Origin of the sequence: Kitasatospora sp. NPDC092039 (assembly GCF_044756065.1) — a bacterium.
Taxonomy (GTDB): Bacteria; Actinomycetota; Actinomycetes; order Streptomycetales; family Streptomycetaceae; genus Kitasatospora.
Map to the genome: position 1 here is coordinate 1 of NZ_JBIVSD010000039.1, position 24,760 is coordinate 24,760.

Annotated in this window: 14 protein-coding genes and 1 rRNA gene; 3 read left to right on the forward strand and 12 right to left on the reverse strand. The window is 73.7% G+C overall.

The genetic code is table 11. From position 1 onward, the window contains the following. Positions 1 to 83: 83 nt before the first annotated feature. Positions 84 to 1,634 (reverse strand): S8 family serine peptidase, encoded by a 1,551-nt coding sequence (locus ACIQI7_RS38255; protein WP_401119303.1) that lies wholly within the window; start codon positions 1,632 to 1,634, stop codon positions 84 to 86. A 176-nt stretch (positions 1,635 to 1,810) separates the two neighbouring features. Here ACIQI7_RS38255 and ACIQI7_RS38260 point away from each other — a divergent pair, with 176 nt between their 5' ends. Further along, positions 1,811 to 6,514: an ATP-dependent helicase gene (locus ACIQI7_RS38260; RefSeq protein ID WP_401119305.1), complete on the forward strand. Its 4,704-nt coding sequence runs from the start codon at positions 1,811 to 1,813 to the stop codon at positions 6,512 to 6,514. A 63-nt stretch (positions 6,515 to 6,577) separates the two neighbouring features. On the opposite strand, the gene ACIQI7_RS38265 is transcribed toward ACIQI7_RS38260, so the two are convergent. From ACIQI7_RS38265 to ACIQI7_RS38305, 9 genes are all read right to left on the reverse strand, one after another. Continuing rightward, complete coding sequence (locus tag ACIQI7_RS38265) at positions 6,578 to 6,829, reverse strand: hypothetical protein (RefSeq protein ID WP_401119308.1); 252 nt, start codon at positions 6,827 to 6,829, stop codon at positions 6,578 to 6,580. A gap of 103 nt (positions 6,830 to 6,932) precedes the next feature. Next, a complete protein-coding gene (locus ACIQI7_RS38270) occupies positions 6,933 to 7,301 on the reverse strand; it encodes a helix-turn-helix domain-containing protein (RefSeq protein WP_049660741.1) in 369 nt (122 codons plus the stop codon). A gap of 318 nt (positions 7,302 to 7,619) precedes the next feature. Beyond that, positions 7,620 to 8,102 (reverse strand): CinA family protein, encoded by a 483-nt coding sequence (locus ACIQI7_RS38275; protein ID WP_401119310.1) that lies wholly within the window; start codon positions 8,100 to 8,102, stop codon positions 7,620 to 7,622. Between the two features lie 16 nt (positions 8,103 to 8,118). Beyond that, positions 8,119 to 8,865 (reverse strand): CDP-diacylglycerol--glycerol-3-phosphate 3-phosphatidyltransferase, encoded by a 747-nt coding sequence (pgsA, locus tag ACIQI7_RS38280; protein WP_401119327.1) that lies wholly within the window; start codon positions 8,863 to 8,865, stop codon positions 8,119 to 8,121. Next, complete coding sequence (gene rimO / locus ACIQI7_RS38285) at positions 8,754 to 10,259, reverse strand: 30S ribosomal protein S12 methylthiotransferase RimO (RefSeq protein ID WP_401119312.1); 1,506 nt, start codon at positions 10,257 to 10,259, stop codon at positions 8,754 to 8,756. Before rimO ends, pgsA begins: the two co-directional genes overlap by 112 nt. A 96-nt stretch (positions 10,260 to 10,355) precedes the next feature. After that, on the reverse strand, positions 10,356 to 11,219 hold the full coding sequence (locus tag ACIQI7_RS38290) for a helix-turn-helix domain-containing protein (RefSeq protein ID WP_387760784.1): 864 nt from the start codon (positions 11,217 to 11,219) through the stop codon (positions 10,356 to 10,358). Positions 11,220 to 11,499: 280 nt separating this feature from the next. Beyond that, positions 11,500 to 14,172 carry a DNA translocase FtsK gene (locus ACIQI7_RS38295; RefSeq protein ID WP_401119315.1) on the reverse strand — a complete coding sequence of 891 codons (2,673 nt, stop codon included), beginning with the start codon at positions 14,170 to 14,172 and terminating at the stop codon, positions 11,500 to 11,502. A 147-nt stretch (positions 14,173 to 14,319) separates the two neighbouring features. Continuing rightward, the gene (locus tag ACIQI7_RS38300; RefSeq protein WP_401119329.1) at positions 14,320 to 14,958 is read right to left on the reverse strand and encodes a response regulator; all 639 of its coding nucleotides are present in this window, start codon (positions 14,956 to 14,958) and stop codon (positions 14,320 to 14,322) included. A gap of 294 nt (positions 14,959 to 15,252) precedes the next feature. Beyond that, on the reverse strand, positions 15,253 to 19,851 hold the full coding sequence (locus ACIQI7_RS38305) for a HAMP domain-containing protein (protein WP_401119317.1): 4,599 nt from the start codon (positions 19,849 to 19,851) through the stop codon (positions 15,253 to 15,255). Positions 19,852 to 20,210: 359 nt separating this feature from the next. Here ACIQI7_RS38305 and ACIQI7_RS38310 point away from each other — a divergent pair, with 359 nt between their 5' ends. Together ACIQI7_RS38310 and ACIQI7_RS38315 are read left to right on the forward strand one after the other, a co-directional pair. Continuing rightward, on the forward strand, positions 20,211 to 22,898 hold the full coding sequence (locus ACIQI7_RS38310; protein ID WP_401119319.1) for a SpoIIE family protein phosphatase: 2,688 nt from the start codon (positions 20,211 to 20,213) through the stop codon (positions 22,896 to 22,898). A 270-nt stretch (positions 22,899 to 23,168) separates the two neighbouring features. After that, positions 23,169 to 23,732 carry a GPR1/FUN34/YaaH family transporter gene (locus tag ACIQI7_RS38315; RefSeq protein ID WP_401119322.1) on the forward strand — a complete coding sequence of 188 codons (564 nt, stop codon included), beginning with the start codon at positions 23,169 to 23,171 and terminating at the stop codon, positions 23,730 to 23,732. A 32-nt stretch (positions 23,733 to 23,764) separates the two neighbouring features. Here ACIQI7_RS38315 and ACIQI7_RS38320 read toward each other — a convergent pair whose 3' ends face one another. Then, the gene (locus ACIQI7_RS38320) at positions 23,765 to 24,610 is read right to left on the reverse strand and encodes a phosphatase PAP2 family protein (protein WP_401119324.1); all 846 of its coding nucleotides are present in this window, start codon (positions 24,608 to 24,610) and stop codon (positions 23,765 to 23,767) included. Positions 24,611 to 24,669: 59 nt separating this feature from the next. Continuing rightward, positions 24,670 to 24,760, reverse strand: a 5S ribosomal RNA gene (gene rrf, locus ACIQI7_RS38325); the annotation flags it as partial.

The window sequence follows — 24,760 nt, forward strand, 5'->3', positions numbered from 1 at the left end:
ATCCAGCCCCCGCAGCACCCACCCCCGGAGCCGCCCCCGGCCCCCACCCTCCCGAAAGCCACCCCCCGAACAAGAACCCCCCTTCACCGCGGCACCACCAACAACCCCGCCCCGAAATACCCCCGCTCCCCACACCCCCGCACCCCCACCGGACACCCTCCCGCCGCCGCCCCCGCCAACACCCCCGCCAACCCACTCGCCCCCAGCTCCGGATGCAGAGCCGCCACCACCGCCACCGCCCCGGTCACGTGCGCGGCCGCCATGGAGGTCCCCGCCAGCGCCGCGTACTGCCCGCCCGGCCAGTCGGAGACGACCGCCCCCTGCGTCCCGCCGTCCGGATCGCCTCCCGGCGCGGCCAGCGAGACCCGCCCGCGCCCGTAGTTGGAGTACCCCGCCGGGTGCCCGTCCCGGTCGACCGCGGTGACGGTGACGACCCCGGGCAGTTCGCCGGGCAGCCGTACGCACTCGGTGCCGAGGTGGCGGACGGGCGCCGGCCCCGAGACCCGGTCGTTGGGGCTCCGCTCGTCGGTCCGGGCTGCGCCGAGGTCCTGCCCGTCGTTGCCCGCCGAGGCCACCACCACCGCCCCCTTGCGCTGGGCGTATCCGGCGGCCCGTCCGACGGCCGCGACCAGCGCGGCCTGGTCCCGGTCCTCGGGGCAGTTGTACTTCCACGGGTCCGCGAAGTAGCTGTTGTTGATCGCCTTGGCCCCGTGGTCGGCGGCCCAGAGCATGCCGCAGACGATGTTCTCCGCGTAGTACTGCCCGAGCGGCCCGAGCAGCCGGACGGCGGCGATCCGCACGCCCGGCGCGACCCCGGTGACGCCGTGGCCGTCCCGGGTGGCGCCGACGATCCCGGCCACGTGCGTGCCGTGGCCGCTCTCGACCACCCCGGCGTCGGGCCGCCAGGCGCCGGTGCGGGCGTCGGGCCGGCCGTCCGCGCAGGAGGCGGAGGCCTTCGGGTCGACGGCGGCGCGCAGGTCCGGGTGGGTGTCGTCGACCCCGGAGTCCAGCACCGCGACCAGCACCTTGTGCAGCGCCTCCACGCTCGGCCCGGTTCCCGCGGACACCGCCGAGGCGTCGCCCGCCCGGCCGCCGGCGCCCCCGACCATGGCGAGGTTCCAGGCCCCGCCCTCCCCAGGGTCGGGCACCGTGACGGTCCCCGAGTCCCCCCGGTCACCACCCCGCCCGACGACCCCGTCCCCGCCCCGCCCCCCGCCGACCGCCCGGTCCGTCCCCGCCGTGAAGTCCCCCGCCCCCGCCACCGCCCGGGGCGGCGCGACCACCGGCGCGGTCCTGGTGGCCCCGACCGCAGCGATCCCGGGCCGGGCCCGGACCCGGTCGGCGAACGGGCCGGTCGCGTACACCAGCGCGGCCCCGATCTGCGGGTACTCCTGGACCACCTGTCCGCCCGCCGACCGGCTCTCCTTCCCGGCCCGGGCCGCGCCGGTGGCGTCCTCGCCCTCGGCCAGCACCAGGTAGCTGAGGTATGCCCGCCCCGGCCCCGACACGTACGGGACGGCACCGCCCACCACGAGCGCCACGAGCAGCATCGCGAGCAGTGCCCGGGCGGGCCCGCGGACCCGGCGGCGACGGGCGGCGCGGGCGGTCCTGCCCGGCGGGTACGCCTGCGCCATCGCACGGTCTCCGCTCGTCGGTCCGATGGGTCACGGATGGATCAAGCATCCGATTTCTCACCATATGAGCGGATCACCATTTCTGCCCCCCAGCTTGCACCCCACGCCCCGCCCCACCTCCTCCCCTCCCTCCGCCCCCACCCCCGCTTGTCAGTCCCACCCGGCACCATGGGGGCATGGCGCCCCAGCACCCGACCCCGCCCGCCCCCGACGCCCTGGCCGGCTTCGCCCCGGCCACCCGGGCCTGGTTCACCGGTGCCTTCTCCGCTCCCACCGCCGCCCAGGCCGAGGCCTGGCAGGCCATCCAGCGGGAGACGGACGTCCTGGTGGTCGCCCCCACCGGCTCCGGCAAGACGCTGGCCGCCTTCCTCGCCGCCCTCGACCGGCTCAGCAGCACCCCGCCCCCCGCCGAGCCCAAGCGCCGCTGCCGGGTCCTCTACGTCTCACCGCTCAAGGCCCTCGCGGTGGACGTCGAACGGAACCTGCGCGCCCCGCTGGCCGGCCTGCGCCAGGCCGCCGTCCGGCTCGGTCTGCCCGAGCCCGAGGTCCAGGTCGCCATCCGCTCCGGCGACACCCCGGCCGCCGACCGCCGCCGCTTCGCGACCCACCCGCCGGACATCCTTATCACCACCCCCGAATCGCTGTTCCTGCTGCTCACCTCCGCCGCCCGGGAGGCCCTGCGCGGCGTCGACACGGTGATCCTGGACGAGGTGCACGCCGTCGCCGGCACCAAGCGCGGCGCCCACCTCGCGCTCAGCCTGGAGCGGCTGGACGAACTGCTGGACCGCCCGGCCCGCCGGATCGGCCTGTCCGCGACGGTCCGCCCGGTCGACGAGGTGGCCCGCTTCCTGAGCCCCCGGCGCGGCGCCACCGTGGTCCAGCCCGCCGCCGCCAAGGACTTCGACCTCTCGGTGGTCGTCCCCGTCCCCGACCTGGACGACCTGCCCGCCGCCCCTGCCACCGGCGGCGCCGCCGGCAGCGACCCGCAGCGGCAGACGTCCATCTGGCCGCACGTCGAGGAGCGGATCGTCGACCTGGTCGAGGCGCACCGCTCGACCATCGTCTTCGCCAACTCCCGCCGCCTGGCCGAGCGGCTGTGCAACCGGCTGAACGAGATCGCCCACGAGCGCGCCACCGGCACCGCCGTCCCCGAGGCGCACGCCCCCGCCGAGCTGATGGGCGGCTCGGGCGCGGCCAAGGGCGCGCCCCCGGTGATCGCCCGGGCGCACCACGGATCCGTCTCCAAGGAGCAGCGCTCGCTCGTCGAGGAGGAGTTGAAGGCCGGCCGGCTGCCCGCCGTGGTCGCCACCTCCAGCCTGGAGCTGGGCATCGACATGGGCGCCGTCGAACTGGTCGTCCAGGTCGAGTCCCCGCCCTCGGTCGCCTCCGGCCTGCAGCGGGTCGGCCGGGCCGGCCACCAGGTCGGCGCGGTCTCCACCGGCGTCTTCTTCCCCAAGTACCGGGGCGACCTCGTGCAGTCCGCGGTGGTCACCGAGCGGATGCGGGCCGGCCGGATCGAGGCGCTGCGCATCCCGCGCAACCCGCTGGACGTGCTCGCCCAGCAGCTCGTCGCGATGACGTCCCTGGACGCCTGGCCGGTGGACGACCTGCTCGCCGTGGTCCGCCGCGCCGCGCCCTTCGCGTCCCTCCCGCAGTCCGCCTTCGACGCCGTGCTCGACATGCTGGCCGGCCGCTACCCCTCGGACGCCTTCGCCGAGCTGCGCCCCCGGCTGGTGTGGGACCGGGTGGCCGGTACGGTGACCGGCCGCCCAGGCGCCCAGCGGCTGGCCGTCACCTCCGGCGGCACCATCCCCGACCGCGGCCTGTTCGGCGTCTTCATCGCCGGGACCGACCCGAAGAAGGGCGGCGGCCGGGTCGGGGAGCTCGACGAGGAGATGGTCTACGAGTCCCGCGTCGGCGACGTGTTCACCCTCGGCACCACCTCCTGGCGGATCGAGGACATCACCCACGACAAGGTTCTGGTCACCCCCGCCCCCGGCGTCCCCGGCCGGCTCCCGTTCTGGAAGGGCGACGCCCTCGGCCGGCCGCTCGAACTCGGCCGCGCCCTCGGCGCGTTCACCCGCGAACTGGGCGCGCTCCAGCCCGAGGCCGCCACCGAGCGGCTCAAGCAGGCCGGACTGGACGACTGGGCGGCCGCCAACCTGCTGGACTACCTGGCCGAGCAGCGCACCGCCTGCGGCCACCTCCCGGACGACCGCACCATCGTGGTCGAACGCTTCCGGGACGAGCTCGGCGACTGGCGGATCGTCATCCACTCCCCCTTCGGCGCCCAGGTGCACGCCCCCTGGGCGCTCGCCCTCGGCGCCCGGCTGCGCGAGAAGCACGGCCTGGACCCACAGGTCATGCACGCCGACGACGGCATCGTGCTCCGCCTGCCCGACGCGGACCTGCTCTCCCTCGACTTCGACTTCAGCGCCCCCGCGGAGCAGTCGGCCCCGGACGAGGCCCCGGTCGGCGCCGACGCCGCCCTCTTCGACCCCGGCGAGATCGAGCAGCTGGTCACCGACCAGGTCGGCGGCTCCGCCCTGTTCGCCTCCCGCTTCCGGGAGTGCGCCGGCCGCGCCCTGCTGCTCCCCCGCCGCAACCCCGGCCGCCGCACCCCGCTCTGGCAGCAGCGCCAGCGCGCCGCCCAACTGCTGGAAGTCGCCTCGGAGTACGGCTCGTTCCCGATCGTCCTGGAGGCCGTCCGGGAGTGCCTGCAGGACGTCTTCGACGTCCCCGGCCTGGTCGAGCTGATGGGCGATCTGGAGTCCCGCGCGGTCCGCCTGGTCGAGGTCACCACCCTGGAGCCCTCGCCGTTCGCCCGCTCGCTGCTGTTCGGCTACGTCGCCCAGTTCCTCTACGAGGGCGACTCCCCGCTCGCCGAGCGCCGCGCCGCCGCCCTCTCGCTCGACTCCCGGCTGCTGTCCGAACTCCTCGGCCAGGCCGAGCTGAGCGAACTGCTCGACCCGCAGGTGCTCACCGAACTGGAGGCCGAGCTCCAGCGCCTCACCCCCGAACGCCGGATCAGGGACGCCGAGGGCGTCGCCGACGCCCTGCGCCTGCTCGGCCCGCTCAGCGAGGCCGAGTTGACGCTCCGCGGCGCCGAGCCGCTGTGGGCCCTGGAGCTGGAGGCGGCCCGCCGGGTGATCCAGGTCCGGATCGCCGGCGAGCGGCGCTGGGCCGCGATCGAGGACGCCGGACGGCTGCGCGACGCCCTCGGCACCCCGCTGCCGGTCGGCGTCCCGGAGGCCTTCACCGAGCCGGTGAAGGACCCGCTGGGGGACCTCATTGCCCGCCACGCCCGGACCCACGGCCCGTTCACCGCCGCCGAGGCCGCCGACCGCTACGGCCTGGGCACCGCCGTGGTCATCGGCACCCTGCACCGCATGACCGCCGCCGGCCGCCTGGTCCAGGGCCAGTTCCGGCCCGCCGGAAGCCACACCGATCCCGAGCGGCACACCGCCGCCGAGTGGTGCGACGCCGAGGTGCTGCGACGGCTGCGCCGCCGCTCGCTGGCCGCGCTGCGCCAGGAGGTCGAACCGGTCCCGCCGCGCGCCCTGGCCGCCTTCCTGCCCCAGTGGCAGCACCTGGCCGGCCACCGGCTGCGCGGCCCGGACGGCCTGCTGCGGGTGGTCGAGCAGCTCCAGGGCACCGCCCTGCCCGCGTCCGCGCTGGAGAAGCTGATCCTCCCGGCCCGGCTCTCCGACTACTCCCCCGGCCTGCTGGACGAGCTGATGGCGGCCGGCGAGGTCGGCTGGTGCGGGGCCGGCGCCCTGCCCGGCAAGGACGGCTGGCTCAGCCTGCACCTCGCCGAGAACGCCCACCTGCTGCGCCCCGAGCCCGTCCCGCCCGCGCTCACCCCGGTGCACAGCGCCCTGATGTCCGCGCTGGCCGGCGGCTACGGCCTGTTCTTCCGCCAGCTCGTCCAGCAGCTGCCGGAGGGGACCGCCGAGCCGGAGGTCGTCGAGGCGCTCTGGGACCTCGTCTGGGCCGGTTACGTCACCAACGACACCCTCGCCCCGCTGCGCGCCCTGCTCGGCTCCGGCCGGACGGCGGGCGCCACCGCCCACCGCGCGCCCCGGTCCACCCCGCGCGGCCGCTACGGCGGCGCCGGCCGGGCCTTCGGCCGGGTCGGCGGCTCCCTGCGCAGCGGCCCGCCGACGGTGGCCGGCCGCTGGTCGCTGCTGCCCGCCTCCGCCGCCGACCCGACGGTCCGGGCCACCGCCCAGGCGCAGAGCCTGCTGGACCGGCACGGCCTGCTCACCCGGGGCACGGTGGCGGCCGAACGGGTGCCCGGCGGCTTCGCCGGGGTGTACCGGGTGCTCGCCGCGATGGAGGAGCGCGGCCGGGCCCGCCGGGGCTACTTCGTCGAGGGCCTGGGCGGCGCCCAGTTCGCCATGGAGGGCGCGGCCGACCGGCTGCGCTCGGTGAACGGCCGGCTGGAGCGGGCCCGGGCCGCCGAGTGGCCGGCCGTCCCGGCCGCCGAGCCGGCGCAGGCGCTGGTGCTGGCCGCCGCCGATCCGGCCAACGCCTACGGCGCCGCCCTGCCCTGGCCCGAACCGCCCGCCTCCCCCGGCGGCAAGGAGTCCACCGCCCACCGCCCGGGCCGCAAGGCGGGCGCCCTGGTGGTCCTGGTGGACGGCGAGCTGGCGCTGTACGTCGAGCGCGGCGGCAAGTCCCTGCTTGCCTGGCCGGAGGACGGCGCCACCCGGGCACTGGCGGCCGGGGCGCTCGCGGCCGCCGTCCGGGAGGGGGCGCTCGGCAGCGTCACGATCGAGCGGGCCAACGGCGAGCCCGCGCTCGGCTCGGCCCTCGGCCACGCCCTGGAGGAGGCCGGCTTCCACGCCACCCCGCGCGGCCTGCGCCTGCGCCCCTGAACCGGGGCACGAAAAGCCGGAGGCCGCGGGGCCGAGAACCCCGCGGCCCCCGGCCACGTCGAATCACCCGTTCGGCGGGGGCTGCGCCTGCGCCGGTGCCACCGGCTCCGCGCGCCTGCGCCGGGCGGGTCCGGTTGCGCTCCAGTCGGCGTGGACCGGAATGAGACCGAGTCCCCAGCCGCCGGCCGCGAGCAGGCCCAGCGCAGCACCGTCGGTCAGCTGTCCCCGGACCACCAGGAGCCACCAGGCGAGCCCGGCTGCCGAGACCACCAGGACCCACCGCACCGGACGCCGTACCCGGAGGAACAGTCGCATCCGGGCCCGTATTCGGGCGCTCGGGCGCGTCTGCGCGTCTGTTCGCACGACCGCCCTCCCTTCGCTCGCCCCGGGCAGGGGCGCCCGGGAGTCGAGGCCGGGATCAGGCGGCGACCACGTCCATCGCGGCGGCCTTGGGCGACATGTTCGCCCGGTCGGTGCCGGGGGCGGGTAGCGGAACCGGTTCGAGCACCGGCCTCAGCAGATCACCTTCGGAGAGGGTGGCCATCGCCGCAAGTTCGGCGAGCGACAGTTCGTCGCTGACCTCGCGCATGACCTCGGACATCCGGACGTCGAGTGCGTCGCAGATGGCGGAGAGCAGCTCCGAGGAGGCCTCCTTCTGCCCCCGCTCGACCTCGGAGAGGTATCCGAGCGAAACCCTGGCGGCCGCCGACACCTCGCGGAGTGTGCGGCCCTGGCGCTGGCGCTGCCGACGCAGTACATCGCCCAGTAGGCGACGGAGCAGGATCATCGGTGCCTCCCTCCTCGGACTGCGGATCGAGATGTCACGTCCCCACCGTACCGCCTTGCCCGCTTCGCGTGCGGGGACCCTGGTCGTGTTCACTCTGGGCTGCAAGGCCGTCCCCCTCCTCGTTCCGGTGTCGCACCCGGGTTCGCGGGCCCCTCGTGGTACCCGTAGCGACCCACCCGGTCACCGTCACGCAACTCGTTCGCCACCTGGTTTCTGCCCAACCAGGGTGTTGGATGTAACACGATCCTCCAGCTGTCCCATGCCCGCGCGCCAGACCGGCAGATCTCGGTTCGGTGGAGATCCCGCCCCGGCGGGCCCCTAGCGTACGAACCGACCGACCAGCAGCTCCAGCGCGGCGGTCACCGCTTCGTGACGGATTGTGGCACGACCCCCCGACAGCAGGGGTGAACTGACCAGGGTTCCACCCGGGCCGGCGACCGCCAGGTGTACGGTGCCCACCGGCTGCCCGTCCTGCGGGTCGGGCCCGGCCACCCCTGTCGTCGCGAGCCCGTAGGTGGCTCCCAGCAGTCCCCGTACGCCCTCGGCCATCTGTCGGGCCACCACCGGGTGGACCGGCCCGTACACGTCCAGCAGGCCCTCGTCCACCCCGAGCACCGAGGCCTTCAGCTCGGTCGCGTACGCGGTGACCGAGCCCCGGAAGGTCGCGGACGCGCCGGGGACGTCCACCAGCGCGGCGGCCAGCAGACCCCCGGTCAGCGACTCGGCGACGGCCAGCGTGCCGCCCTCGGCGCGCAGCGCGGCGTGCGCCCGCTCGGCCAGTCCGTAGTCCCGCTCCGCCACCCGGTCCCCCCGTAGCTCAGCGGCCCGGCCGCGCCGCGGCCCGCCCCTCGCGGCGCAGTCGCAGCGCCTGCCCGATGTAGTCCAGCGCGGTGCCGACGGTAAGCAGCACCGCCAGCGCCATCAGCACGGCCCGCCCGGTGGCCAGCCAGCCGGTCAGGTCCAGTACGTACATGCCGACCGCGGTGCCCTGGGTCAGCGTCTTCAGCTTGCCGCCGCGGCTGGCCGGGATGACCCCGTAGCGGATCACCCAGAACCGCATCAGCGTGATGCCGAGCTCGCGGGAGAGGATCACCACGGTGACCCACCAGGGCAGGTCGCCGAGCAGCGAGAGGCCGATCAGCGCCGAGCCCATGATCGCCTTGTCGGCGATCGGATCGGCGATCTTCCCGAAGTCGGTGACCAGGCCCTTGCGCCGGGCCAGTTCACCGTCGAACAGGTCGGTGATCATCGCGATCGCGAACGAGGCCCAGGCGACCGAGCGCCACTTGGGGTCGTGCCCGCCGTCGGCGAACAGCAGCACCACGAAGACCGGCACCAGCAGCACCCGGACCATCGTGAGCACGTTGGCGATGTTCCAGACCCCCGGGGTCGACGGCGCCGCGGCCACCGGTCTGCCCGGGTGGGCCGCGGCCGGGGCGCCTGGCCCCTTGGTCATTCCCCGGCTCCCGAGGTGTCGGCCCCCGCGGTCGCGGGCACCCGCACCTGCTCCAGCGCCTCGGCGATCAGGTCGACGCCCTCGCTGGCGACCACCTTGGCCCGCCAGAACTGGCCGACCCGGGGGGCCTCGACACCGGTGAGGGTGGTCAGGCCGTCGGTCTCCGGGGCCTGGTGGGCGGAGCGGCCCTCGACCACGCCGTCCTCGATCGACTCGATCAGCACCTCGACCTCGGTGCCGATCCGCTGCTCGGCCCGCTGGGCGGTCATCTCCTCGGCCAGCCGGCTCAGCCGGTCCAGCCGGTCGGCGATCACGTCCTCGGCGAGCTTGCCGTCGTAGGTCGCGGCCTCGGTGCCGTCCTCGTCGGAGTAGCCGAAGACGCCGATCGCGTCCAGCCCGGCGTGCGTGACGAAGCGCTCCAGCTCGGCGAAGTCCTCCTCGGTCTCGCCGGGGAAGCCGACGATGAAGTTGGACCGGGCGCCGGCCTGCGGGGCCTTGCCGCGGATCGTCCCCAGCAGCTCCAGGAACTGGTCGGTGGAGCCGAAGCGGCGCATCCGGCGCAGCACGGCGGGCGCCGAGTGCTGGAAGGACAGGTCGAAGTAGGGCACCACGTCGGTGGTCCCGGTCATCGCGTCGATCAGGCCGGGGCGCATCTCGGCCGGCTGGAGGTAGGAGACCCGGACCCGCTCGACGCCCTCGATCGCGGAGATCTCGCCGAGCAGCGTCTCCAGCAGCCGGATGTCGCCGAGGTCCTTGCCGTACGAGGTGTTGTTCTCGCTCACCAGGACGATCTCGCGCACGCCCTGCCCGGCCAGCCACTGGGCCTCGTGCAGCACGTCGGAGGGGCGGCGGGAGATGAAGGAGCCGCGGAAGGCCGGGATGGCGCAGAAGGAGCAGCGCCGGTCGCAGCCGGAGGCGAGCTTGACGGAGGCGACCGGGTTGTCGTCCAGCCGCTTGCGCAGGGTGCGCGGGCCGGAGGCCGGGGCGACGCCGTCGGGCAGGTCGGCGATCGGCTCGGCGGCGGCCTCGGCGCCGTGGCCGGGCAGGGCGACCGCCTCGGCGGCGGTCTGCCGCTCGGCCGGGCTGATCGGCAGCAGCTTGCGGCGGTCGCGCGGCAGGTGCGGGGCGTGGTGGCCGCCGGACAGGATGGTCTGGAGGCGGTCGGAGATGTCGGCGTAGTCGTCGAAGCCGAGGACGCCGTCCGCCTCGGGGAGGGCGTCGGCGAGCTCCTTGCCGTACCGCTCGGCCATGCAGCCGACGGCGACGACGGCCTGGGTGCGGCCGTGCCCCTTGAGGTCGTTGGCCTCCAGCAGGGCGTCCACCGAGTCCTTCTTGGCGGCCTCGACGAAGCCGCAGGTGTTGACCACGGCGACGTCCGCGTCGGTGGCGTCGTCGACGAGCAACCAGCCGTCGGCTTCCAGTCGCCCGGCGAGTTCCTCGGAGTCCACCTCGTTGCGGGCGCATCCGAGCGTGACAAGGGCGACAGTGCGGCGTTCAGGCATAGGGCCAAGATTAACGCGCGGGCTCCGGTGCCGTTCGCCCCGGAGGCCGCGCGCCTCGGATCAGCTGATCATCGGTGGGCCTTCCGACCCCTGTGGTCAGCCTGCCTGCGGGTCTCCGGGGGTGTACGTGACGTGCACCACCTGGCCGTCCTTGCCGAGGAGGCCGAGGTCCTTCCCGTTGACGTACGCGTGCACGGCCCCGCCGTTGCCCAGCACCAGCTTGATCTGCTTGGGGTCGGTGAAGGTCTGGTCCTGGCCGCTGCTGATGTTGTTCTGGAACAGCGACTTGCCGGTGCCGTCCATCGCCGAGACCCAGCTGGTGCCCTCGGCGACCAGCTTCACGGTGACCTTGTCGGCGGGGACGGCGGCGATCGCGGCGGCGCTCGGCGCGGGCGCCGGCGGCTGGACGGTGGGCGTGGCGGCGGGGGCCACCGAGCCGGTCCCGGAGCCGCTGGGCAGCGGCGCGCTGGCCGAGCCGGTGGTGCCGCGCCCGTCCTTGCCGCTGACCAGGTTGAAGCCGATCAGCGCGACCACGGCGACGATCGCGGCGACCATGGCGGCCGCCCAGTTCGGCCGACCGCGGCGGGGCACCTTGATCGGGCCGCTGTCGATCAGCTGGGTCGACGGGCGCCTGGCGGCGGGCGAGCCGCCGTGCGCGGCGTCGTACCGGGCGACCAGCGCCTCGCCGTCCAGGCCGACCGCCCGGGCGATCAGGCGGATGTGCCCGCGGGCGTAGAAGTCGCCGCCGCAGCGGGCGAAGTCGTCCTCCTCGATGGCATGGACGATCGGCACCCGCACCCGGGTGGCGGTACTCACCTGGTCCACCGTGAGTCCCGCGTCGATCCGGGCGGTGGACAGCATCCGGCCGATGCTCGGGGCATCGGCCGCCTGCACCACGTCGTCGGCCGGCTCGGGGGACGGCATGGTGTTCTCGCGATCGGAGGACTTGCCGATGGTCACGGGGCACGCCTTTCGAGCGGATGGCCACCTGCTGGGGAACAGTCTAGGGGCGGGGGCGGATCGTTTCTCAAGCGGAACGGGCCCGAATGCGCATACCCGTTCTCACCGGGGTCCGACACTCCGCTGACGGGACGTCGGCGGAGCCGCGCGGGGGTCCCTGGGACCGCTTTCCGCCGTGTGACGCGGTGTACGCACGTTCGGTTCCCCGCACGCCGCCTACCCTCCACCGAACGAGTGACACCTCGGTCAGGACACGGCCCGGGCCCCGCTTGGCCCGGCGTCAGCCCCGAAGGGTGATCAGCACCCCGTCCAGCTCGTCCGGCTTCACCAGCACGTCGCGGGCCTTGGAACCCTCGCTCGGGCCGACGATCCCGCGCGACTCCATCAGGTCCATCAGCCGGCCCGCCTTGGCGAAGCCGACCCGGAGCTTGCGCTGGAGCATCGAGGTCGAGCCGAACTGGGTGGAGACCACCAGCTCGGCCGCCTGGATCAGCAGGTCCAGGTCGTCGCCGATCTCCTCGTCGATCTCCTTCTTCGGCCCGCCCCCGACCATCACGTCGTCCCGGTAGACGGCGGTCAGCTGGTCCTTGCAGTGCTGCACCACCTTGGCGATCTCCGCCTCGGTGACGAACGCGCCCTGCATGCGGATCGGCTTGCTGGCGCCCATCGGCAGGAAGAGCGCGTCGCCCTTGCCGATCAGCTTCTCCGCACCGGGCTGGTCCAGGATGACCCGGGAGTCGGCCATCGCGGAGGTCGCGAAGGCCAGCCGGGACGGCACGTTGGCCTTGATCAGGCCGGTGACCACGTCCACCGAGGGCCGCTGGGTGGCGAGCACCAGGTGGATGCCGGCCGCGCGGGCCAGCTGGGTGATCCGGACCACCGAGTCCTCGACGTCGCGCGGCGCGACCATCATCAGGTCGGCCAGCTCGTCGACGATCACCAGCAGGTACGGGTACGGCGTCAGCTCGCGCTCGCTGCCCAGCGGCGGGGTGACCTTGCCGGCCCGCACCGCCGCGTTGAAGTCGTCCACGTGCCGGAAGCCGAACGCCGCCAGGTCGTCGTAGCGCATGTCCATCTCGCGCACCACCCACTGGAGGGCCTCGGCGGCCTTCTTGGGGTTGGTGATGATCGGCGTGATCAGGTGCGGGATGCCCTCGTACGCGGTCAGCTCGACCCGCTTGGGGTCGACCAGCACCATCCGCACCTCGTCCGGGGTGGCCCGGGCGAGGATCGAGGTGATCAGGCAGTTGATGCAGGAGGACTTGCCCGCGCCGGTCGCGCCGGCCACCAGGATGTGCGGCATCTTGGCGAGGTTGGCCATCACGGTGTGGCCCTCGACGTCCTTGCCCATGCCGACGACCATCGGGTGCGGGTCCTCGGCGGCCGTGCGCGAGCGCAGCAGGTCGCCGAGGTTGACCATCTCGCGGTCCCGGTTGGGGATCTCGATGCCGACCGCGGACTTGCCCGGGATCGGGCTGATGATCCGCACGTCCGGGCTGGCCACCGCGTACGCGATGTTCTTGGCGAGCGCGGTGATCCGCTCCACCTTGACGGCCGGGCCGAGCTCGACCTCGTAGCGGGTGACCGTCGGGCCCCGGGTGAAGCCGGTGACCCGGGCGTCCACCTTGAACTCGGCGAAGGTGCTGGTGAGCTGGGCGACCACCTCGTCGTTGAGGGCGCTGCGGGCCTTGGCCGGGCCGCCGCGCTCCAGCAGGTCGAGCGAGGGCAGCGCGTAGGTGACGCCCTCGCCGAGCTGGAGCTGCTCCATCCGCACCGGCGCCTCGCCGTGCCCCTCGGGCGCCCCCACCCCGCCGCTGCGGGCGGCCGGGACGGCGGCCTCCTCCGGCGGCGCGGTGCGGTCCTGCACCTGGTGCATCATGTCCGCCACCGCGGAGGACGCGGGCACGCCGTAGACCAGCGCGCCGTCCAGGTCGGCGGCCGCGCCGGCGGCGAGGTCGCGGGTGGCGTACGGGTCCAGCGGCTCCTTGTCCAGGGAGATCCGCTCGGCGTCCCCCGGCTCCTCGGCCGGCTTGCGCTTGCGGCGGCGCCGGCGGGCGGCCACCTCGTCCGAGGGGTCGTCACCGTCGGTGTCCACGGTGAACGGCAGCGCGTCGGGGTCGGCGTCCTCCGGCGGGTCGGTGGACAGCTCGCGCTCCGGCGTGCGCCCCCAGTGCTCGTCCTCCGGCCCGGGCTCGACCACCCCGAGCCGTACACCGATCGACCGCAGCCGCTCCGGGATCCGGTTGACCGGGGTCGCGGTGACCACCAGCAGACCGAAGAAGGCCAGCAGCAGGAGCAGCGGCACGGCGAGGGCGGGCCCGGCGGCGGCCATCATCGGGGTGGACGCGGCCCAGCCGATGATCCCGCCGGCCGCCCTTATCCGGGAGGCGCCGCTGCCCATCATGGGCGCGCCGCAGCCGATGTGGACCAGGCCGAGGACGCCGACCAGCAGCGCGCTCAGCCCGATCATGATCCGGCCGTTGGCCTCCGGCAGCTCCGGGTGGCGCCAGAGCCGGACCGCCATCGCGGCCAGCAGGAACGGCACCAGCACGTCGAGCCGGCCGAACAGCCCGGACACCACGGCGGTGGCCGCCTCGCCCAGCCAGCCCTGCGGGCTGAACCAGGTGCCGGCCGCGGTCACCAGCGCGAGGGCGAACAGCAGCAGGCCCACGCCGTCCTTGCGGTGGGCCGGGTCGAGGTTCTTGGCACCGTCGCCGAAGCCCCGGAAGATCGCGGCTATCGGGCTCGCCAGCGCGTTGAGCGCGCCCATCAGCACCGACCTGGACGGTTTCGGCGGGGGCGCGGCCGGCCTGGCCGCCGTCTTCTTCGCGGGAGCCGCCTTCTTCGCCGCCGCCTTCTTCGCGGGCGGCTTGCCCGGGGCCTTCGCCGCGGCCTTCTTGGACGGACCCGGACTCGTCTTACGTGCTGCGTTCCCGGGCGTGCGAGTGGCCATGGGTCAGCAGCCTACCGGGGCGGGCGACCACTGCACATGCGCCCGAGTCCGGGCGCCCGGACGTGTCGCCGACACACCGTCACCCTGATCCGGATTCACCCGGTCGCCGCGTCGAACCACCCGGACGGGTGAACCGCCGGCGGGGGATCAGGAACTGCCGGGACGCATCGCGTCCAGGGCCCGGCGCAGCGCCGCCAGCTTGCGCTCCAGGTGCGCGGCGGTGGCGGCCACCCCCGCGTCCTCGCCGCCGTCCAGCTGCTTGCCGAGCGCCTCCGCCTGCTCCTCGACCGCCGCCAGCCGGGCGGACAGCTCGCCCAGCAGCGCCCCGCCGAGGGCCTGCCCGTCGCCGCCGTCCTCCAGTTGCAGGCGCAGCAGCGCGGCCTGCTCCTTCAGCTGGCAGTTCTTCGCGTACAGGTCGACGAAGACGGAGACCTTGGCGCGCAGCACCCACGGGTCGAAGGGCTTGGAGATGTAGTCCACCGCGCCGGCCGCGTAGCCGCGGAAGGTGTGGTGCGGGCCGTGGTTGATCGCGGTCAGGAAGATGATCGGGATGTCCCGGGTGCGCTCGCGGCGCTTGATGTGGGCGGCGGTCTCGAAGCCGTCCATCCCCGGCATCTGGACGTCCAGCAGGATCACCGCGAAGTCGTCGGTGAGCAGCGCCTTGAGCGCCTCCTCGCCGGAGGCCGCGCGCACCAGCGTCTGGTCCAGGGCCGAGAGGATCGCCTCCAGCGCCAGCAGGTTCTCCGGTCGGTCGTCGACCAGGAGGATCTTGGCCTTCTGCATCAGGGCTCGCCCTCCTGTCGCCTGCCTGCCGCCCGGTGCAGGCACCCGCGTACCGCCCACCGCTACCCCGGTCATGCTAGCCGCACCCCCTCGCCCGGCACATCGCCCCGCCGTGACCCGATCCGGAGCGGCGCGCAGCCAGTGCTCCGGCGCACGCTCAGCAGCGTGTCGCCGTCCGGTCACTGTTCGCAACGATCGGTGACCCTACCCGGTTCCCGGGCCCGACCGCCAGCAAGCCGACCGCCGGGCCGAGGTGAACCCGGGGGCCCGGTCCGGGGTTCACGCCTCTCCGGGCGGTCACGCGCGGTCCCCGTTCAGCCACTCGCGCATGACCGACAGCAGGTGGTCGGTCTCCACCGGCTTGGTGATGTGGTCGGTGGCCCCCGCCTGCAGCGACTTCTCGCGGTCGCCCTTCATCGCCTTGGCGGTCAGCGCGATGATCGGCAGGCCGGCGAACTGGGGCATCCGGCGGATCGCCTCGGTGGTCGCGTAGCCGTCCATCTCCGGCATCATGATGTCCATCAGGACCAGCGCCACGTTCTCGTGCTGCTCCAGCATCTCGATGCCCTCGCGGCCGTTCTCGGCGTACAGCACGGTCAGGCCGTGCTGCTCCAGCACGCTGGTGAGGGCGAACACGTTGCGGACGTCGTCGTCCACGATCAGCACCTGCTGGCCGTCGAAGCGCCGGTCGCCGTTGACCGGACGGGGCGGTGCGGGCTCCACCGTCCGCGGCCCGGCGGCGCTCTCCAGGGCGGCGGCGCGCCGGCGCTCCACCGCGCCGCGGCGGCGCTCCTCGGCCAGCTCGCGGACCTCCTGGGCCCAGTGGTCGGCCGGGTTCTCGCCGACCGGCACCGGCAGGCCCACCGGGGTCACCCCGACCGAGGCGCGCGCCGCCAGACCGTTCGGCGCGGTCTGGCGCGGCTCGCCGGCGCTCTCCGGGGCCTCGGTGCGCAGCGGCAGGTACAGCGTGAAGGTGGAGCCCTTGCCCAGCTCGCTCTCGGCGTGGATCTCGCCGCCGAGCAGCCGGGCGATCTCGCGGCTGATGGACAGGCCGAGGCCGGTGCCGCCGTACTTGCGGCTGGTGGTGCCGTCGGCCTGCTTGAACGCCTCGAAGATCTCCCGCAGCTTGTTGCCGGGGATGCCGATGCCGGTGTCGGAGACCGCGAAGGCGATCAGCTCGTCGTCCGGGCCCTGGATCGAGCCGGACTCCAGCAGCCGCTCGCGCACGTGCTGCGGGACGTCTCGGCCGGCCGGGCGGATCGAGAAGTCGACGGCTCCGGCGTCGGTGAACTTCACCGCGTTGGAGATCAGGTTGCGCAGCACCTGCTGGAGCCGCTGCTCGTCGGTGTGCAGGGTGACCGGCAGGGCGGGCGAGACCCGGACGGCGAAGTCCAGGTTCTTGTCCAGCGCGACCGGCTGGAAGGTCGCCTCGACGTAGTCGACCAGCTGGACCAGGGCGATCCGGGCCGGGCGGACGTCCATCTTGCCGGCCTCGACCTTGGACAGGTCGAGGATGTCGTTGATCAGCTGGAGCAGGTCGGAGCCGGCACCGTGGATGGTGTCGGCGAACTCGACCTGCTTGGGCGAGAGGTTGCCCTCGTTGTTGTCGGAGAGCAGCTTGGCCAGGATCAGCAGCGAGTTGAGCGGGGTGCGCAGCTCGTGCGACATGTTGGCGAGGAACTCGCTCTTGTACCGGGAGGCCAGGGCGAGCTGCTCGGCGCGCTCCTCCAGGACCTGCCGGGCCTCCTCGATCTCGCCGTTCTTGATCTCGATGTCGCGGTTCTGCTGGGCGAGTTGCTCGGCCTTCTCCTGCAACTCCTCGTTGGTGCGCTCCAGTTCCTCCTGGCGTGCCTCCAACTCGGCGGACCGCATCGAGAGTTCGGCGGTGAGGCGCTGGGACTCCAGCAGCAGGCCCTCGGTCTTGGTGTTGACACTGATGGTGTTGACGGTGACGCCGATGAGGTCGGCGATCTGGTTCAGGAAGTCCAGCGCGACGGTGGTGAAGGAGCTGAAGGTGGCCAGCTCGATCACGCCCAGCAGCCGGCCCTCGAACAGCACCGGCAGCACCACGATGTGGGCCGGGGAGGCCTCGCCGAGCCCGGAGGCGATCTTCAGGTACCCGGGCGGCGCCTCCTTGAGGATGATCGCCCGCTTCTCCACCGCGGCCTGGCCGATCAGCGACTCGCCGGGCCGGAAGGTGGTCGGCATCGCCCGCCGCTGGTAGCCGTAGCTGCCGATCAGGCGCAGCACGGTGTCGTTCTCGTCGTCGTCCTCGGTGATCAGTTCTGCGGTGCGGCCGGCCGGCTGGGCGAGGAAGAACGCGCCGTGCTGGGCGGAGACCACCGGGGTCAGCTCGGTCATGATCAGCGAGGCGACCGCCTCCAGGTCCCGGCGGCCCTGGAGCAGGCCGGAGATCCGGGCCAGGTTGGTCTTGAGCCAGTCCTGCTCCTGGTTGGTGCGGGTGGTCTCGCGCAGGTTGGCGATCATCTGGTTGATGTTGTCCTTGAGCTCGTCGAGCTCGCCCGCGGCGTCCACGTCGATCCGCAGGCTCAGGTCGCCCCTGGTGACCGCGGTGGCGACCTGGGCGATCGCGCGCACCTGCCGGGTCAGGTTGTTGGCCAGCTCGTTCACCGACTCGGTGAGGTCCTGCCAGGTGCCGTCCACGCCGGGCACCCGGGCCTGGCCGCCGAGCCGTCCGTCGGTGCCCACCTCGCGGGCGACCCGGGTGACCTCGTCGGCGAACGCCGAGAGCTGGTCGACCATGGTGTTGATGCTGGTCTTGAGCTGGAGGATCTCGCCGCGCGCGTCGACGTCGATCTTCTGCGAGAGGTCGCCGCGGGCCACCGCCGTGATCACCAGCGCGATGTTCCGCACCTGGCCGGTGAGGTTGTTGGCCATCAGGTTGACGTTGTCGGTCAGGTCCTTCCAGATCCCGGCCACGCCCGGCACGCTCGCCTGGCCGCCCAGGGTGCCGTCGGTGCCCACCTCGCGGGCCACCCGGGTGACCTCCACCGCGAAGGAGGACAGCTGGTCGACCATGGTGTTGAGGGTCGCGGCGAGCGCCGCCACCTCGCCCTGCGCGTCGATGGAGATCTTCTTGGAGAGGTCGCCGCGGGCCACCGCACCGGCGACCTCGGCGATGTTGCGCACCTGCCCGGTCAGGTTCGACGCCATGAAGTTGACGTTGTCGGTCAAGTCCTTCCAGATGCCCGACACCCCGCGCACCCGGGCCTGGCCGCCCAGGATGCCCTCGGTGCCCACCTCGCGGGCCACCCGGGTCACCTCGTCGGCGAACGCCGACAGCTGGTCGACCATGGTGTTGACGGTCGTCACCAGCTCCAGGATTTCGCCCCGGGCGTCGACGGTGATCTTCTTGGAGACGTCGCCGCGCGCCACCGCCGTCGTCACCTCGGCGATGTTCCGGACCTGGCTGGTCAGGTTGTTGGCCATCAGGTTGACGGAGTTGGTCAGGTCCTTCCAGATGCCGGCCACGCCGGGCACGCTGGCCTGGCCGCCGAGGATGCCCTCGGTGCCGACGTCCCGGGCGACCCGGGTGACCTCGTCCGCGAAGGCGCCCAGCTGGTCCACCATCGTGTTGATGGTGTTCTTCAGCTCCAGGATCTCCCCGCGCGCGTCCACCTGGATCTTCTGCGACAGGTCGCCCTTGGCGACCGCGGTCGTCACCTGGGCGATGTTGCGCACCTGATCGGTGAGGTTGTTCGCCATGAAGTTGACGTTGTCGGTCAGGTCCCGCCAGACCCCGGCCGCCCAGGGCACCTGCGCCTGGCCGCCGAGCCGCCCCTCGGTGCCCACCTGGCGGGCCACCCGGGTCACCTGCTCGGCGAAGCCGGAGAGCTGGTCGACCATCGTGTTGATGGTGTTCTTCAGCTCCAGCATCTCGCCGCGCGCGTCCACCTCGATCTTCTGCGAGAGGTCCCCGCGGGCCACCGCCGTGGTGACCTGGGCGATGTTGCGCACCTGGCCGGTCAGGTTGTCGGCCATGAAGTTCACCGAGTCGGTCAGGTCCCGCCAGACCCCGGCCACCCCGGGCACCTGGGCCTGACCGCCGAGCCGACCCTCCGTCCCCACGTCCCGGGCCACCGTGGTGACCTGGGCGGCGAACCCGTTCAGCTGGTCCACCATCGTGTTGACGGTGTTCTTCAGCTCCAGCATCTCGCCGGCCACCTCGACGGTGACCTTGCGGGACAGGTCGCCCTTGGCCACCGCCGTGGTCACCTGGGCGATGTTGCGCACCTGGGCGGTCAGCCGGCCCGCCATGGTGTTGACCGAGTCCGCCAGGTCCTTCCAACTGCCGGAGACACTGCGGACCTTGGCCTGGCCGCCGAGCTTGCCCTCGGTGCCGACCTCGCGGGCCACCCGGGTCACCTCGTCGGTGAACTCGGAGAGCTGGTCCACCAGCCCGTTGACGGTCCGCCCGATCTTCAGGTACTCGCCGCGCAGCGGGTGGCTCACCCCGTTGCTGTGCAGCGAGCGCAGCTCCATCTTCTGGTCCAGGTCACCCTCGGCGATCGAGGTGAGCACCCGGCCCACCTCGGCCATCGGGCGGGCCAGGTCGTCGATCAGCGCGTTGCAGTTGTCGACCGCCGCCATCCAGGCACCCTCGCCCGCACCGGTCTCCAGCCGCTCGTTCAGCCGCCCCTCCCGGCCCACCGCGCGCCGGACCCGCGCCAGTTCACCGGTCAGGTGCTGGTTGCGCTCGGCGACCTCGTTGAACACCGCGGCGATCTCGGCCAGCGGCCCGTCCCCCGGCACGGTCAGTCGGCGGCGGAAGTTGCCGTCCCGCATCGCGGTCAGCGCCGACAGCAGCTTGCGCAGCTCGGCGGGCTCCGCACCACGGTTGTGGCTCGCCCGACGGCCGGCCGCGTTCCGCGGCACGGCCCCGGGGCGTCCACCGCGCGGGGCGGGCGGCGTCGTTCCGGTTGCGTCCTTGGTGGCCGAACTCAACGGGCCCCTCCCACATCGTGAACTGTCCGGTGACCGACCGTGCCGGGGCGGCACGCACCCGGGCACCGGCCCGGCTGGGCTGCGTACCGGCGGCCCTGGACGCGCCGGCACCCACACGACCGTACTGCTCCCACCGGCCGTCGCGGACCCCCCAGTCTGGCAGCAACGGCGCCGGGTGAACGGCCGGTTGCGCTCGGTTCGTACCGCACCGCCCGAAACAGGTGGGCAGAATCACCCTCTGGTGCCTGTTTCGGCTCCCCGCCCCCACGGGGAACCAAGCGGAAAGTAGGGTGGAGCGCTGCACCGGGCCACGACCCGACCCAGCGCCGCCGCCCACCCCGACGGCGCGCACCGGGAGTCGGCGCCGCACCCCCGGACAGCCAGGGCAAGAGCAGCAGAGGAGAAGTGGCAACGTGGTCACCGCGCGCGCAGCCGCCACCTTCGACCCCGACGGCCGGTCCGCGGCCGCCGCACGGGGCTTCGTCCGGGACGCGCTGCTCGGCTGGGGCCTGCCCGAGGTCGTCGACGACGCGGTCGTGCTGGTCAGCGAACTCGTCACCAACGCCGTCGTGCACGCCGGCACCGCCGCGGAGGTCTGCTGCCTGCGCGAGGAGCAGAGCGTCCGGATCGAGGTCACCGACCACCACCCCGAGCGCGGTCTGCCCTCGCTCGGCCACGGCCCGGTCAACGCCTCCGACCGCTACGCCGACCCGGACGGCGAGGGCGGCCGCGGGCTGCTGATGTGCTCCGCCCTCTCCGAGCGGTGGGGCGTCGAGTACGCGGCCGGCCGCAAGACCGTCTGGTTCCGCCTCGCACTGCCCGCACAGGTGCTCGGCACCCGCTACGCCGTTCCCGCCACCCCCGGCAGCGACCTGCCCAGCGGCCCCGGCCCGGTGCACGTCGCCGTCGTCCAACTCGACGAGGACGGCCGGGTACTGGCCTGGAACCCGGACGCCGAGGCGCTCTTCCAGTACCCCGCCACCAGCGTCCTCGGCCGCCCCTGGGCCGACCTCGCGGTCTGGCCGCAGTCCCCCGCCCGCGGCCTCGGCCTGACCGACACCCTGCGGATGGCCCGCTGGGAGGGCGGCTACGGCGTCCGCCGCCAGGACGGCCGCGAGGTCGAGGTGTACGGCGTGCAGGTCCGGCTGCGCGACACCGAGGGCGTCCCCTCCACGCTCTGTCTGCTCGTCCTCGAACCCGACCGCGCGGTGCTGCGCTCCCCCGCCCGCGCCCTGCCCGGCGAGCGCCCCGACCCGGCCGGCCCCCGGCTCGACCTGCTGGCCGGCCCGGTCGCCACCGACGACCTGGACACCCTGCTCCAGCGCACCGTCGAACGCGCCCGCGACCTGCTCGACGGCGACGCCGCGTACCTGCTGCTCACCACCGACGACGAGGCCGAGTTCGAGGTCCGCGCCGCCACCGGCCTCACCGCCGGACACCGCCGGCACGCCCGCTTCCCGGTCGGGACCGGCAACCGCTACGACTCCGCCCGGCTGCCCTCCGTCCACGAGGACCTCTCCGCCCGCCCCACCGGCCTGCCCCTGCTCTCCGACAGCGGCATGCGCTCCCTGGTCACCGTCCCGCTCAAGGTCGAGGGCCGGCTGATCGGCTCGCTCGGCATCGCCGCCGCCGTGCCCGGCCGCTACGACAACGAGGACGCGCTGCGCCTCCAGTTCGCCGCCGACCGGGTCGCCCTCGCCGTCGAGAGCACCCGGCTGACCGAGCTCGAACAGCTCCGCCGCGGCTCGCTCTCCTTCCTGGTCGAGGCCTCCGACCTGCTGGCCGGCACCCTCGAACACGAGCAGACCCTCGCGCTGATGGCCCAGATGGCCGTCCCCACCCTCGCCTCCTGGTGCGCCGTCTACACCACCGCCGACCACGCCTCGACGGCCCGGCTCGCCTTCGTCCTGCACGAGGACGAGGACCGCATCGACCCGCTGCGCGACCTGCTCGACAAGACCCCCGCCCCGGAGGCCGGCCCCACCCACGGCGGCGTCCGGTTCTGGACGGCCCCCACCGAGACCGCCGAGGCCGGCGGCCTCGTCGACAGCCCGGAACTCGCCGGCCTGCTCGGCGAGACCGTCGTCCTCGCGCTGACCGCCCGCAACCGGGTCATCGGCCTGCTGGTGCTCGGCGTCCCGGCCGGCGTCCGGTTCCGCCAGGAGATCCTCGAACTCGCCGAGGACCTCTCCCGCCGGGCCGCCCTGGCCCTGGACAACTCCCGCCTCTACTCCGAGCGCACCGCCACCAGCCAGGCCCTCCAGCGCAGCCTGCTCCCGCCGGACCTGCCGGAGATCCCCGGCGTCGAGGTGGACGTCTACTACCAGGCGGCCGGCGAGGGCAACGAGGTCGGCGGCGACTTCTACGACCTGTTCACCATCCGCGAGGGCACCTACGGCTTCGCCATCGGCGACGTCTGCGGCACCGGGCCCGAGGCCGCCTCGGTCACCGGCCTGGCCCGGCACTCGCTGCGGCTGCTCGCCCGCGAGGGCCTGGACGCGCCGCAGGTGCTGCGCCGGCTCAACGCGGCCATCCTGGACGAGGGCGCGCGCAGCCGCTTCCTCACCCTGCTCTACGGCGAGCTGACGCCCCGCCCGGACGGCAGCACCGAACTCTCGCTGGTCTGCGCCGGCCATCCGCTGCCGCTGCGGCTGCGCACCGACGGCCAGGTCGACCGCGCCGCCACCCCGCAGCCGCTGCTCGGTGTCATGGACGACCTCGACCTCACCGCCGAGCACCTGGTGCTCGCCCCCGGCGAGGTCCTGCTCTGCGTCACCGACGGCGTCACCGAACGCCGCGAGGGCCCGCGGATGCTGGGCGACGACGGCCTCGCCGAGGTGCTCACCGGCTGCACCGGCCTGACCGCCGGGGCGGTCGCGGCGAGGGTGCAGCGGGCCGTCGAGCGCTTCGCCCCGGAGCCGCCGTCCGACGACATGGCGATCCTGACCCTGCGGGTGCCCACCCAGCGTCAGGTGTGAGCGCCGGCTGACGCAGTCGCAAATTGTTATATTCACAATGGTACAAGCGGAGCGGGTCGGGTAGACCGATCCCACCGGAGATTCCCTCCGGCGGGGACGTGACCGGCGGCTCTGCGCCGGCCCGTCACTTCCGACGGCCCCTCACTTCCGACCGCAGCCCGCGCACGCTCACCGCCGTGCGCCCTCGGCGCGGTCGCGCGCATCCCCTCATCGAGACGACACCACAGCGTCACTGCGCCCTGCGCGCGCCCAGAGTGAAAGGAGCCTCCGGTGAGCAACGACGCTACCGGGGCAACGAACGCCCGCTCCACCGGAGCCGACGCCGGTAACCTCGGCTACCTCGCGCTCGGTCTCACACTGCTCGCCTACGGCCTGCTCTCCACCGGCATCCTGCACGGCGCCGGAGTCGGGAGCGCGGCCCACCTCGCCCATGTCCTCGGCGGCGCCACCCTCTTCATCGCGGGCCTCTGGCAGCTCCGCGGCGGCGAGGGCTTCACCGGAACCGCCTTCACCAGCCTCGGCGCCTTCTGGGCGGCCTGGTCCGCGGCCGGCGGGGCGGGCAAGAACGCCGCCGGCCTCTTCCTGCTGCTGTGGGCCCTGCTCGCCCTCACCCTCACCGCCGCGAGCTGGGGCGCGGGCCTGATCGGCCGCGCCGTCTACGGCCTGCTGACGCTCTCCCTGGTGCTCTCCGCCATCGGCTCCTTCGGCGGCTACGGCGGCCTGGCCAAGGCGGCCGGCTGGATCGCGGCCGTCTCCGGGCTCGCCGCCTGGTACTGGGCCACCTCCGCGCTGAGCAACGGCTCCTGGGGGAGGATCGCCCTGCCGGTCAAGTGACCGGCCCGGGAGCGCCGTGGATCAGCCCCGGTTCAACCGACCTGCTCCAGCCGCTCCCCGGCGGTACCGCGGGGCCGGAACTCCGTCTCGGCGGAGGTCCGGCCCCGTCGCCGTGCCGACAGTGCCAGCACGGCGTAGGCGAGGAGCAGGATCACCACGGCCACGATGCCGTCCAGCCAGAAGTGGTTGGCCGTCACCACCACCACCGCCACCGTCAGCACCGGGTGCAGCACCATCACCCAACGCAGTGAACTGCGCGAGACCCGGATCACCGCGACCGCCGCCAGCACGCACCAGGCGACGTGCACCGAGGGCATCGCCGACAGCTGGTCGGCCACCACCACACCGCCGACCGCACCGCCGTACACCGACTGCCCGTACTGAGCGGCCACGTCGACGAAGCCGTTCTCCGGCAGCATCCGCGGCGGCGCCACCGGGACGAACTGCACCAGCAGGCAGACCGCGGTCGTGATCACCACCGTGTTGCGCACCCACGCGTAACGCTCGCGGTGCCGTACGAACACCCAGAGCAGGACGCCGAGCATGACGGCGAAGTGCATGACCGCGTAGTAGTAGTTCGCCAGCCTCACCAGCACCGGGTACGGCGTCACCGCCTTCTGCCAGGAGGCCTCGTCCGGCAGCCCGACCACCTGCTCGGTGTGGTGGATCCAGCTCGCGCGGTCCAGCGCGTGGTCCGTACTCATCACCGAGAGGTGCCCGACCAGCTGCCAGAGCGCGAACAGTGCCAGCAGCGTGCCGGCCTCCCGCAACAGCGAGGACAGCACCGGCTTCCGGCCCTTCGCCACGGCGTACGCGCCCGCGTGGAGGCCGATCGCGGCGGCCCCGGCGGACTGCCAGGTCAGGGTCAGGTTCTGCATTGGCAGAGGGTAACGCAAAAATCCCCTTCCCGGACGGGAAGGGGCTTTTTGGAATAATTGTTCGGCGGCGTCCTACTCTCCCACAGGGTCCCCCCTGCAGTACCATCGGCGCTGTAAGGCTTAGCTTCCGGGTTCGGAATGTAACCGGGC